The organism is Flavonifractor sp. An10 (assembly GCF_002161215.1).
GTDB classification, from domain to species: domain Bacteria; phylum Bacillota; class Clostridia; order Oscillospirales; family Oscillospiraceae; genus Flavonifractor; species Flavonifractor avistercoris.
In genome coordinates, this window is sequence record NZ_NFMB01000015.1 from 1 (window position 1) to 12475 (window position 12475).

Here is a 12475-nt window from a genome sequence, read left to right on the forward strand (position 1 = left end):
AGCGAACGATCCGCAGCTTGGGCCGACGCCGTAACGCCCCCTCGGCTCGGGGCGGGCGACCACAGGTCGCCCCTACGTGGGGCACGACGACCCGGCGCGCCGTTTCCAAGCCACATCAGCCGCCCTGGTATTTCAGAGGCACGGCACCGACGGCGGCCCGGCGGGCCAAGTTGGCACAGCGCAGCTGCTCACAAGGCTTGCAGAGTAACCCCGATGCGTGCCGCCCGAGGCGCGGCAGCGCCTGTAGCAGAAGCGCCAAGGGAGCGGGCGGCGATGCGCGGTTGGTCTTTGCAGGCCAAACGCAGCCCACCGCTGTCATGAACTCCCATACTGGGGGTGCCCACCGCACGGGCGCGCCCCGGGGGAGCATCCTGGCGGCGAGAATGGGGGAACCCCTCATCCGCCCCAGTGTGCGCACTGAGGCACCTTCCCCCCAGTGGGGGGAAGGTAATGGCGCGTCAGGGATGCCGCGCCCTACAACTCCGGGCAGACGGAAAATATCCCCTCACCGGGTATGCAAAACGGGCGGCCCGGAGGGGCCGCCCGTCTGTGCTTGGATATCAGAACTCCGCGTTGCCCACCGTTCTGGGGATGGGGCAGGGCCCGGCGCGGCAGGCCGCGCCGGGTTCCCGTAGGGATGAGACATACTCGGCGGAAATAGATTCCGCCTGCGCCAAGGTTTTGCCTGCCGGCAAAACGCTTGTACGGCGCAAAGCGCCGCCCCATCTGCGATGGGGCTCCGACGTCCTGCCCGAACAGCCGGGAGGATGCCGGGGCCCTGTCTGTCCTTTTTAGAACTCCGCGTTGCCCACCGTTCTGGGGTGGGGCAGGGCCCGGCGCGGCAGGCTGCGCCGGGTTCCCGTAGGGATGAGACATGCTCGGCGGAAATAAATTCCGCCTGCGCCAAGGTTTTGCCTGCCGGCAAAACGCTTGTACGGCGCAAAGCGCCGCCCCATCTGCGATGGGGCCCCGACGTCCTGCCCGGAACAGCCGGGAGGATGCCGGGGCCCTGTCTGTCCTTTTTAGAACTCCGCGTTGCCCACCGTTCTGGGATGGGGCAGGACGTCGCGGATGTTGGAGATGCCGGTGAGGTACATGACCATGCGCTCGAAGCCCAGGCCGAACCCGGCGTGCTTGCAGCCGCCGTAGCGCCGCAGATCCAGGTACCACCAGTAGTCCTCCGGTTTCATGCCCAGCTCCTTGATGCGGCCCTCCAGCAGCTCCAGCCGCTCCTCGCGCTGGGAGCCGCCGATGATCTCGCCGATGCCGGGCACCAGGCAGTCGGCGGCGGCCACGGTCTTTCCGTCGTCGTTGAGGCGCATATAGAAGGCCTTGATCTCCTTGGGGTAGTCGGTGACGAACACGGGCTTTTTGAAGATCTGCTCGGTGAGGTACCGCTCGTGCTCGGTCTGCAGGTCGCAGCCCCAGTCCACCTTGTAGTCAAACTTGTCGTTGTTCTGCTTGAGCAGCTCCACCGCCTCGGTGTAGCTCACCCGGCCGAAGTCGGAGGCGGCTACGTGCTCCAGCCGCTCCTTCAGGCCCTTGTCCACGAAGGAGTTGAAGAAGTTGATCTCGTCGGGGCACTTCTCCATGACGGTGGTGATGATGTGCTTGATCATGGCCTCGGCCACGTCCATGTCGCCCTTCAGGTCGCAGAAGGCCATCTCCGGCTCGATCATCCAGAACTCGGCGGCGTGGCGCTGGGTGTTGGAGTTCTCCGCCCGGAAGGTGGGGCCGAAGGTGTACACGTCGCCGAAGGCCATGGCGAAGTTCTCCGCGTTGAGCTGGCCGGAGACGGTCAGGTTGGCGGGCTTGCCGAAAAAGTCCTTGGTGTAGTCCACACTGCCGTCCTCGTTCCTGGGCGGGTTGTCCATGTCCAGGGTGGTCACCCGGAACATCTCGCCGGCGCCCTCGCAGTCGGAGGCGGTGATGATGGGGGTGTGGACGTAGACGAAGCCCCGCTCCTGGAAGAAGCAGTGGATGGCGTGGGCCGCCACGGAGCGCACCCGGAAGGCGGCGGAGAACAGGTTGGTGCGGGGCCGCAGGTGCTGGATGGTGCGCAGGTACTCCACGCTGTGGCGCTTTTTCTGGAGGGGGTAGTCGGGGGAGGAGGGGCCCTCCACCGCGATGGAGGCGGCCTTCACCTCCAGGGGCTGCTTGGCCTCGGGGGTGAGCACCACCGTGCCAGTGACGGTGAGGGCGGCGCCCACGTTCTGGGAGGCGATCTCCTTGTAGTTGGTCAGGCTGCCCGAGTCCATAACGATCTGCAGGTTCTTGAAGCAGGAGCCGTCGTTGAGCTCGATGAAGCCAAAGGTCTTCATGTCCCGGATGGTGCGGGCCCAGCCGGACACCAGCACCTCTTTCCCGCCGAACTGCTCAGAATCGGCGAAGATCTGCGCGATTTTTGTGCGTTCCATTGGTCGTTCCCTCTATTCTTAAAAAATAAAGTCTCAGTGGGCAATAGTATATCATTTTTCGCTGATTTTGCAAGGGCTGGCGCAAAACTTCATGCGCGTTCGGCACACCATAAACATTGGCAAAGGTTATGCGCATGAAGTTTTTGCGCAGCATTTCCGGTTGCCCCAAAGGGGCGAGGAAATGGCGCATCTCAATATTTTGCTATGCAAAGCATAGCAAAATAGACTATATGCGGTGGCTGTCCCCCCACTCGCACATCTGATCCAGGATGGGGATCAGGGACTTCCCCCGCTCCGTCAGGCTGTACTCCACCTTGGGCGGGATCTGGGGGTACTCCTCCCGGTGAACCAGCTGGTCGGCCTCCAGCTCCTTCAGGGTGGTGCTGAGGGTCTTGTAGGAGATGCCGCCGATGTACTTCTTCATCTCGTTGAAGCGCACCACCCCGAACTCCATCAGGGTGTACAGGATGGTCATCTTGTATTTGCCGCTGATCAGCGACAGGGTATAGCTGAACCCGGTGGCGCCCAGGCTCTCATTGGAAATGCACCGCTCGCCCATGTTACACTCTCCCAAAGGTAAGTATTATTCTCTCTTGCTAGTATCGCACTTGATTGTGCGTACTTGTTTTCCTTCTCATGCCTGCTATGATTATAGTAACGAGCGCGGGGGAAGTCAATCCCGCGGAACAGGAGGATATTTCTATGGGCAAGAACATTGTGGTACTCAACGGCAGCCCCCGGAGTAAGGGCAACACCTCCGCCCTGGTGCGGGAGTTCACCCGGGGCGCGGAGGAGGCGGGCCATACCGTGACCGAGTTCTTTCTGGACGGCATGGACATCCACGGCTGCAAGGGCTGCTTCGGCGGCCACAGCAGCCGGGAGTGCCCCTGTGTACAGAAGGACGATATGGGCAAAATCTACCCGGCAGTAAAGGAAAGCGACGTGGTGGTGCTGGCCACCCCCCTGTACTATTGGAACATGAGCGGCCAGCTCCGCACGGCGGTGGATCGGCTCTTCGCCCTGGAGGAGGGGGACGGCAATCTGCTGCGGGGCCATGACCGGGCCTCCTGCCTGCTGATGGCGGCGGAGGGGAGCGGCTTCGAGGATGTGCTCACCTACTACGACCACCTGATGGAGCACCTTCGGTGGAAGAACCTGGGCCACGTGCTGGCCGGAGGCAACATGGACGCGGGCGATATCGACGGCAAGCCGGAGCTCCAGGCCGCCTACGAGCTGGGCAGATCCATCACCTGACAAGATGCAAAGGCGGGCCGGTCATTTGACCGGCCCGCCCATTTTTTGGAATTCTGCATATGGGTTAAGGGGTTTTCTCCCGGCCGCCCAGGATGCGCTGGGCCCGCTGGGCGTCGGAGAGGGTGCGATCCCGGAAGTGGTAGAGGGCCAGCCCCAGCGCGGCCAGGGCGGCGGCCAGGGCGTACTCCAGGGGGCTGAGGGCGCCGGGGCTGAAGGGCACCAGCAGGTTGCCCGCCAGGAACACCGATGCGATGATGCCGCACACCGCGGTGATCCGGCCGCCGGGCATGGACACCGGCCGCCGCCAGTCCGGATGGCTTTTCCGCAGGGCCAGCACCGCCGCCAGGGACATGACCCACATGACCACGGTGGCCAGGGAGGCGATGTTGATGAGGGGGAGAAAGAGCAGCTTGCCGGTGAAGGGGGTGAGCACCACAAAGGCGGCGGTGAACCAGATGCACCGGGCGGGTGTGCCGTATTTGGGGTGGAGGGCGGAGAACCTCTCCGACACCAGGCCGAACCGGGACAGGCCGTAGAGCATCTGGGCGGAGGAGTAGAGGGTGGAGTTCATCACACCCACCGCCCCCACGAAGGCGGTGACCAGAAAGAGCACCCGCACGGCGGGGACGCCGGTGAGGCCCACCAGCACGTCGGCAAAGGGGGCGGTGCGGTTCACCGCCTCCCGCCAGGGCATGCACCCGGCCACGGCGGTGGACACCAGGCACAGGATGCCGGTGACCAGCAGCAGGCAGGTGATCAGCGCCGCCCCGGCCTTGCGGGCAGCGGGGCCGGTGGCGTCGGCGGCGGCCTTGGACACGGTCTCCCACCCGGCCACCGAGAACACCAGCAGGCTCAGCAGGGCCATGGAGCCGGAGAAGTCGAAGTCCAGCCCCCCGTCGGAGGCGTACACCGCCGGGTCGAAGTGGGTGAAGCACACCGCCAGGCCGATGGCGCACATGACCAGCAGCACCACCGTGGCGATTTTGGCCAGGGAGGCGCATACGTTGGCCCCCTTGAGCTGGATGAACAGGATGGCCCCCGCCAGGGCCAGCTGGACGATCAGATTGGGCAGGGTGACGGGGAAATCCCCCACCTGATAGAGCACCGCCGTCCGCCCCAGGGCGGGGAACAGCTCGTCCAGCAGGGACACGGCGGCCAGATCCACCCAGCAGAACACGATGGTGTTCATCAGAATCCCCGCCCAGCCCACGGCGAAGCCCCCCCGGCTGCCGAAGGCGGCGTAGGAGTACACCACCTCGCCCCCGGGCAGGGGCAGCATGGGGATGGCCTCCATGTAGGCGAAGGCGAAGGGCAGCTCAATGAGGATGCACAGCACAAAGGCCACCACCAGGTTCAGCGGGCCCCCCGCCGTCTCCAGCCAAGTACCCGTCAGCAGCAGCCAGCTGGTGCCCAGCATGCACCCGATGCCCATGGCCACCAGCCCAAAGTAGCTGATGGATTTTCCACCGTTCTTTCCCATCCGGATCCCTCATTCATGTTAAGATGGGACTATTATAGCATTTTATGCCGGCTTTTCCTAGCCCCGCCGCCAGAGAGCCCGGGCCGGGCCCCTATCTCCCCGCGGATTTCCTCGGATAGGCCCCCGCCGCGTTGCCCAGCAGGGCAAAGACCGCCGGCTCCAGGCAGAGGGCGCCGGCCATGTGACAGAGGCCCCGCGCAATGGGCAGCAGGCACAGGGCGCACGCCAGAGGGAAGAGGGGGCACAGGCCATGCCGCTTTCCCAGGGCCATCCCAAGGGCCATGCACCCGAAAGGCAGCAGGTAGATGGCAATCAGGATCCCTCCGGTTCCCAGCCACCACATGAGCAGGACGGGCAGGAGGGTACACACCACCGCACACCAGGGCAGCCAGAGGGCCGTGACCCGTAGCTTGAGGCGGACGGGCTCCGGGGCCAGCCGCCGGATCAGAACCGGGCTGGACAGGATCGCCAGCCAGCACACCAGGGCCGCCGGGGTCATATCCTCACCTCCCGCGTGTCTCCGTAGGGGCGAACTGTGTTCGTCCGCCGTTATCTCTCGCCCACCCAATTTTTCCGCCGACATAACAGCTTTTTGGTCAGCTTTGCGATCATATTGACGGCCAGCAGAGCCAGCCCCAGAGCCAGGGTGAGTCCAAGGGCCAGCAGCGGTACGCCCAGCAACAGAAACCAGCTGACGAAAAACCAGGCGAAGGAACTCATGCCCCCGCGCCCCCCTTCCGTACCCGCCGGAGGGCGGAACCGGCCAGATTGCCCGCCAGGGAGCAGACCAGGGCGATGGTCACTAGAGGCCAGTCGTACATGTTGGAGAACAGGCGGGCCAGGGGGATGAACACCAGAATCCCCAGCACGCACGCGGCGGGGTAGAGGGGGCAGAAGCCCCGCCGCCTCCCCAGGGACAGGCCGGAGCAGAAGGCCCCCACGGGCAGCAGAATATAAGGGTAGAGCAGGCCGGAGAGCACCGGTACATACCCGCCGTCGCACAGCCGCAGCACCAGGGGCAGGAGCAGGCACAGCAGGGCGGCGAAGGGCACATAGGGCAGGGCCTCCCGCCAGCGGAGCGGGGAGGGGGCGGGGGAGAGGCCCAGCCTCTCCCGGATGGCGGAGAGCTCCACATACCACCCCACCCACCGGCCCAGCCACACCAGGACGTAGACCACGGCCAGCAGAAAGACCAGCAGCGCCGCCCCCGCCGGGTCGAAGGTGAGCCCCGCCCACAGGGCCATGGTGGCCGCCGTGAGGGCGAAGTGGGTCAGGGTGCGGAGCACCAGGGCCCGGCCCTCCCCGGCGAAGGGGAGGGTGGCGACGCCCGTCTCCGCCCCCAGCAGGGCGAAGAGGGCGAAAGACAGGGCAATGCCCCACCCCTCCAGGGCGTCGGGAAAGCCGCAGTCCAGAAAGCCGTACCCGGTAAACTGAGCCGGGCCGGCAATGGGAAAGTCCCCGGCCAGCCGGCCCAGGAGGGCGTGGGCCGCCAGCCCCAGCAGGGCCCCGGCCAGGGCCCGGCGGGCGGCCTGCCGCCTGTCGTCAAACAGCATGGAAATACCTCCTCTCAAAGCCCCAGGGCCTCCTTGATCTTCTTCACGTACCGCCGGGACGCGTAGCACACCGTCCCCCCCGCCAGGGTGATGCGGATGGTGCCGGTGAGGGAGAGATCCAGGGCGGTGATCTTCCGCAGGTTGACGATCTCCGAGTGGGAGATGCGTGCGAAGGCGTGCCGGTCCAGCCGGGCCTCCAGCTCGTAGAGCCGCTCCTTCAGATCATACACCCCGCCGGGAGTCTGCACTCTCACCCCCTTCTCCTCCCCGTAGCAGCGGAGGATGTCCGCCTCCTCCAGGGGCACCGCCCGGGCCCCGTCCCAGCCCACCAGGGCCGCGCCCCCCTCCAGCCGGGCGGCCAGGGCCTTGATCTCGTCGGTGAGGGCCGGGGCAGTGATGGTCACGGCCGGCTCCCCGCAGGCCGGATCGATGCGGATGTCCACCTTCATGCCGCTCCCCCCCTTTCACCCCCAATATAGCGGAAAGCGGGCCGTTTGTCCACGGTTTCCAGACAGACGGCCGGCCGCGGGGGATAGCCGGCGTGCCTACGCCGGCGTAGACAAAAGCCTATCGACGGCGTATAATATCCCCATACTACATAGAATGGGGAGCACACCATGGAAAACAACGCCAACAACGGCCATGAAGCCTACGATGACCAGGTGATTTTTGTCGATACCCATCTGATCCAAAAGGCGGTGGAGGGGCTCCAGCGCTCGCGGGAGGAGTTCCAGAGCCTGCTGGAGCAGGCGGAGGGGGGAGATCCCGCCGCCTACTACGACCTGGGCGTGCGCTATGCCGAGGGGGACGGGGCGGAGCGGGATCCGGCCCGGGCGGCCCACTGGTTCTCCCTGGCCGCCGAGGACGGGGATCTCCGGGCGGTGGATCTGCTGGGCCGGTGCTATCAGGCCGGCTCCGGCGTGGAGAAGGACGAGGCCCGGGCCGTGGAGCTGTTCCAGCAGGCGGCGGAGCAGGGCTACGCCCCCGGCCAGTGCGACCTGGGCCTGTGCTACGAGAACGCCACCGGCGTGGAGAAGGACGAGGCCCGGGCGGCGGAGTGCTACCTCCAGGCCGCCGAGCAGGGCTATGCCCCCGGCCAGACCAACCTGGCGGTGTGCTATTTCAACGGCATCGGGGTGGAGCAGAGCGTGGACACCGCCCTCCAGTGGCTGGAGAAGGCGGTGGAGCAGGAGTTCCCCCGGGCCCTGAACATCCTGGGGGACTGCTACTGGGACGGCACGGGGGTGGAGCGAGACCGGGCCCGCTCCGCCCGGCTCTACCGGCAGGCCGCCGACCAGGGCTATCCCCCCGCCCAGTGCAACCTGGGCCTGTGCTATGAGCACGGCGACGGGGTGGAGATGGACAAGGAGACGGCGGCGGAGTACTACCGCCAGGCCGCCCAGGAGGGTTATGCCCCCGGCCAGACCAACCTGGCGGTGCTCACCCTCCACGGCGTGGGGGTGGAGGAGGATCCCAGGGCGGCGGTGGAGTGGCTCCAGAAGGCCGCCGACCAGGATTTTCCCCGGGCCCTGGATCTGCTGGGGGACTGCTGGATGGAGGGCAGGGGGGTGGACTGCGTGGACACGTGGCGGGCCGCCGAGCTCTACCGGCGGGCCGCCGAGCAGGAGTACCCGCCGGCCCTGTGCGACCTGGGCCTGTGCTACGAGAACGCCAATGGCGTGGAGGAGGACAAGGCGCGGGCGGCGGCGCTCTACCGGCAGGCCGCCGAGCTGGACTACGCCCCCGCCATGTGCAACCTGGCGGTGTGCTACCTCAACGGCATCGGCGTGGAGGAGAACATGGGGGAGACGGTGGCGTGGCTGGAAAAGGCGGTGGCCGCCGGCTCCCCCCGGGCCGCCGGCATCCTGGGGGACTTCTGCCTGGACGGCCGGGGGGTGGAGGTGGACAAGGAGCGGGCCATCTCCCTCTACCGGCAGGCCGCCGAAGGCGGCTACCTCCCCGCCGTGTGCAGCCTGGGTCTGTGCTATGAGACCGGCGACGGCGTGGCCCAGGACAAGGAGCAGGCCGTGGCCTGGTACCGGAAGGCCGCCGAGGGGGGCTACGCCCCCGCCCAGACCAACCTGGCCTACTGCTGCCTTACCGGCATCGGCATGGAGCCGGACGCCGCCGGGGCCATTCCCTGGCTGGAGAAGGCGGCGGAGCAGGGCAACGCCCGGGCCCAGAGCCTGCTGGGCAACTGCTACCGGGACGGGGACGGCGTGGAGGCCGATCTGTGCCGGGCGGCGGAGCTCTACGGGGAGGCCGCCAAGCAGGACTATCCCCCCGCCATGTGCAGCCTGGGCCTGGCCTTTGAGCTGGGAGAGGGCCTCACCCTTAATCCGGCCAACGCGGTGTACTGGTACAAAAAGGCGGCCGAGGCGGGCTACCTCCCGGCCATGACCAACCTGGCGGTGTGCTGCCTCAACGGCACCGGCACGGAGCGCAGCCCGGAGGAGGCAGCCCGGTGGCTGGAGCAGGCGGCGGAGCAGGACTTCCCCCGGGCCCAGGGGATCCTGGGCGATCTTCTCCTGACCGGCGACGGGGTGGAGCAGAACCGGGAGCGGGCGGCGGCGCTCTACCGGCAGGCGGCGGAGGGCGGCTACCTCCCCGCCTGGTGCGATCTGGGCCTGTGCTACGAAAACGGCCAGGGGATCGCCGAGGATCTGGAGCAGGCGGCGGCGTGCTACCGCCGGGCCGCCGACGGTGGCTATCTGCCCGCCATGACCAACCTGGCGGTGTGCTATCTCAACGGCAACGGGGTGGAGCGCAGCCTCCAGGAGGCCGTCCGCTGGCTGGAGCAGGCGGCGGAGGGGGGCCACGCCCGGGCCCAGTGCATCCTGGGGGATTGCTGCCGGGACGGGGAGGGCACGCCCAAGGACGAGGCGCGGGCCTTCCAGCTCTACCGGCAGGGGGCGGAGCAGGACTATCCCCCCGCCCAGTGCGCCCTGGGCTACTGCTTCGAGGCGGGCATCGGCACGGCGGAGGACAAGGAACAGGCCGCCCAGTGGTACCGGAAGGCCGCCGAGGCGGGCTACGCCACCGCCCAGTGCAACCTGGCGGTGTTCCTCCTCCACGGTGTGGGCGTAAAGCGGGAGCCCGAGGAGGCCGTCCGCTGGTTCGAGCGGGCGGCGGAAGGGGGCCACGCCCGGGCCCAGTTCCTGCTGGGGGAGCTCTGCCGCACCGGCCGGGCGGCAGAACGGGATGAGGCCCGGGCCGTCCAGCTCTACCGCCGGGCGGCGGAGCAGGGCTATGCCGACGCTATGTATGCCCTGGGCCGCTGCTATGAGCGGGGGGAGGGCACGGCCGCGGATCCGGCCCAGGCGGCGGAGTGGTACCGGAGGGCCGCCGAGCGGGGCCACGAGGAGGCCGGAGACGCCCTGCTCCGCTGCCGCAAGCGGAAGGCCCAGGCCGACCCGGCCCGTGCCGCCGAGGCCGAGCGCCTCCGCAAGGCCGCCGGGGCCGGGGATTTCCAGGCCATGTGCCGGCTGGCCGTGCTGTGCCAGCGGGGCGAGGGGACGCCCAAAAATCCGGCCCAGGCGGTGAACTGGTACCGGAAGGCCGCCGAAGGGGGCTATGCCCCCGGCCAGACCGGCCTGGCCCGCTGCCTGCTGGAGGGGCAGGGCGTCCGGGCCGACCCGGCCCAGGCGGTGATCTGGCTGGAGCGGGCCGCCGGGCAGGAGGATCCCCAGGCCCTCACCCTGCTGGGGGAGTGCCTCCGGGACGGCCGGGGCGTCCCCGCAGACCCGGCCCGGGCGGAGGAGTGCCTCCGCCGGGCAGCCGCCCTGGAGCAGAAGGGGACAGGAGACACCCCGGCGCCGGCGGAGCCGCGCCCCAAAAAGAAATCCTTCCTGAGCCGGCTCTTCGGCGGGAAATAACACTGAGGCCGCGGACGATGTCCGCGGCCTCACAAAATAAATGCGGGCGCCGCAGCTGCGGCGCCCGCGCGGGTTATTTGGCGTACTCGATGACCTTGGTCTCGCGGATCATGTTCACCTTGATCTGGCCGGGATACTCCAGCTCTTCCTCGATCTTCTTGGCGATGTCCCGGGCCAGGAGCACCATCTGATCCTCGCTGACCTGGTCGGGCTTGACCATGATGCGCACCTCGCGGCCGGCCTGGATGGCGTAGGACTTCTCCACCCCGGGGAAGGAGGAGGTGACCTCCTCCAGCTTCTCCAGCCGCTTGATATAGTTCTCCAGGTTCTCCCGCCGGGCCCCGGGCCGGGCGGCGGAGATGGCGTCGGCCGCCTGCACGATGCAGGCCACCACGGTGCGGGGCTCCACATCGTTGTGGTGGGCCTCGATGGCGTGAACCACGTCCTCGTTCTCCCGGTACTTCCGGGCCAGCTCCACGCCGATCTGCACGTGGGAGCCCTCCACCTCGTGGTCGATGGACTTGCCCAGGTCGTGGAGCAGGCCGGCCCGCTTGGCCTGGGTGATGTCGGCGCCGATCTCGGCGGCGATGAGCCCCGCCAGGTGGGACACCTCGATGGAGTGGTTGAGCACGTTCTGGCCGTAGCTGGTGCGGTAGCGCATCCGGCCCAGCAGCTTGATGAGCTCCGGGTGCAGGCCGTGGACGTTGGTCTCAAACACGGCCCGCTCGCCCTCGGCCTTGATGGTGGCGTCCACCTCCCGCTTGGCCTTCTCCACCATCTCCTCGATGCGGGTGGGGTGGATGCGGCCGTCCTGGATCAGCTTCTCCAGGGCGATGCGGGCGATCTCCCGGCGCACCGGGTCAAAGCAGGAGACGGTGATGGCCTCCGGCGTGTCGTCGATGATCAGATCCACGCCGGTGAGAGTCTCCAGCGTGCGGATGTTGCGGCCCTCCCGGCCGATGATGCGCCCCTTCATCTCGTCGTTGGGCAGGGGCACCACGGAGACGGTGGCCTCCGCCACGTGGTCGGCGGCGCAGCGCTGGATGGCCAGGGAGAGGATCTCCCGGGCGCGGGTGTCCGCCTCCTCCTTGAACTGGGCCTCGATCTCCCGTACCTTCATGGCCGACTCGTGGGTGACCTCCTCGGCCAGCTGGTCGATGAGGTAGTTCTTGGCCTCCTCGGCGGTGAAGCCGGAGATGCGCTCCAGCACCTCCATCTGGGTCTTCTTGACGGTGGCGACCTCCTCCCGGGCCTCGTCCAGCTCGGTCAGCTTGCGCTGCAGGGTCTCCTCCTTCTTCTCCATGTTCTCGGTCTTGCGATCCAGGTTCTCCTCCTTCTGCTGGAGACGGCGCTCCTGCTTCTGGAGATCGGCCCGGCGCTCCTTGACCTCGCGCTCGTACTCGTTGCGGGCCTGGAGGATCTCCTCCTTGGCCTCCACCAGCGCCTCCCGCTTCTTGCTCTCGGCGCTCTTGATGGACTCGTTGATGATCCGCTTGGCCTCCTCCTCGGCGCTGTTGATCTCCTTCTCCGCGGTACGCTTGCGGAGCTGGATGCCGATTAAGATGCCTATGACCAGTGCGACCACTGCCGCGATCACACAGGTAATAACAGTCTGTATCAAGGGTTTCCCACACCTCCATTTCTTGGATTTTCAAAGTTCTAATGTCACAATTTGATGCATGCGCGCCGCCTGCTCTTGGGCAGTACGCACAAAATTTGAAGAACCTGCCTGCGGTTCCGCAAAATATTACACCTAATCTATTTTAAGACCCGAAGGGCTTTCTGTCAAGAAAATTCGTGTGGGAAGCAAGGGGGCGGGTGTAGGAGTACAATACATATTGGACAGAAGAATAAAAAAGGATGAAGGATAAGGCCTCATCGGTTAAAGTTGGAGTT

The 12475-nt window shown here is 66.9% G+C and carries 10 protein-coding genes; 2 read left to right on the plus strand and 8 right to left on the minus strand.

Annotated features, from left to right (window positions below; genetic code table 11):
* Window positions 1-1022 precede the first annotated feature (1022 nt).
* Window positions 1023-2417, minus strand: a complete 1395-nt coding sequence (asnS, locus tag B5E42_RS18530) for an asparagine--tRNA ligase (RefSeq protein ID WP_087242398.1) — start codon at window positions 2415-2417, stop codon at window positions 1023-1025.
* A gap of 226 nt (window positions 2418-2643) precedes the next feature.
* The gene (locus tag B5E42_RS18535; protein ID WP_087242400.1) at window positions 2644-2976 is read right to left on the minus strand and encodes a helix-turn-helix domain-containing protein; all 333 of its coding nucleotides are present in this window, start codon (window positions 2974-2976) and stop codon (window positions 2644-2646) included.
* Between the two features lie 143 nt (window positions 2977-3119).
* Here B5E42_RS18535 and B5E42_RS18540 point away from each other — a divergent pair, with 143 nt between their 5' ends.
* Window positions 3120-3671: a flavodoxin family protein gene (locus tag B5E42_RS18540; RefSeq protein WP_087242402.1), complete on the plus strand. Its 552-nt coding sequence runs from the start codon at window positions 3120-3122 to the stop codon at window positions 3669-3671.
* Between the two features lie 64 nt (window positions 3672-3735).
* Here the strand turns inward: B5E42_RS18540 and B5E42_RS18545 are convergent, their stop codons facing one another.
* The 5 genes from B5E42_RS18545 to B5E42_RS18560 all read right to left on the minus strand — a co-directional run bounded on the left by B5E42_RS18545 (window position 3736) and on the right by B5E42_RS18560 (window position 7153).
* Window positions 3736-5151: an APC family permease gene (locus B5E42_RS18545; RefSeq protein WP_087242404.1), complete on the minus strand. Its 1416-nt coding sequence runs from the start codon at window positions 5149-5151 to the stop codon at window positions 3736-3738.
* Window positions 5152-5242: 91 nt separating this feature from the next.
* A complete protein-coding gene (locus B5E42_RS18550; protein WP_087242406.1) occupies window positions 5243-5650 on the minus strand; it encodes a hypothetical protein in 408 nt (135 codons plus the stop codon).
* 50 nt (window positions 5651-5700) lie between these two features.
* Window positions 5701-5871 carry a hypothetical protein gene (locus B5E42_RS19255; RefSeq protein WP_162614020.1) on the minus strand — a complete coding sequence of 57 codons (171 nt, stop codon included), beginning with the start codon at window positions 5869-5871 and terminating at the stop codon, window positions 5701-5703.
* Window positions 5868-6704 (minus strand): DUF3021 family protein, encoded by an 837-nt coding sequence (locus B5E42_RS18555; protein WP_087242408.1) that lies wholly within the window; start codon window positions 6702-6704, stop codon window positions 5868-5870. The genes B5E42_RS19255 and B5E42_RS18555 overlap by 4 nt, the downstream gene beginning before the upstream one ends.
* A 14-nt stretch (window positions 6705-6718) precedes the next feature.
* Window positions 6719-7153, minus strand: a complete 435-nt coding sequence (locus tag B5E42_RS18560) for a LytTR family DNA-binding domain-containing protein (protein ID WP_087242410.1) — start codon at window positions 7151-7153, stop codon at window positions 6719-6721.
* A gap of 168 nt (window positions 7154-7321) precedes the next feature.
* Here B5E42_RS18560 and B5E42_RS18565 point away from each other — a divergent pair, with 168 nt between their 5' ends.
* Entirely contained in the window at window positions 7322-10579 is a 3258-nt protein-coding gene (locus B5E42_RS18565; RefSeq protein WP_087242411.1) for an SEL1-like repeat protein, read from the plus strand.
* A 73-nt stretch (window positions 10580-10652) separates the two neighbouring features.
* Here the strand turns inward: B5E42_RS18565 and rny are convergent, their stop codons facing one another.
* Window positions 10653-12200, minus strand: coding sequence for a ribonuclease Y (rny, locus tag B5E42_RS18570; RefSeq protein ID WP_087242412.1), 1548 nt, complete (start codon window positions 12198-12200; stop codon window positions 10653-10655).
* Window positions 12201-12475: the final 275 nt, after the last annotated feature.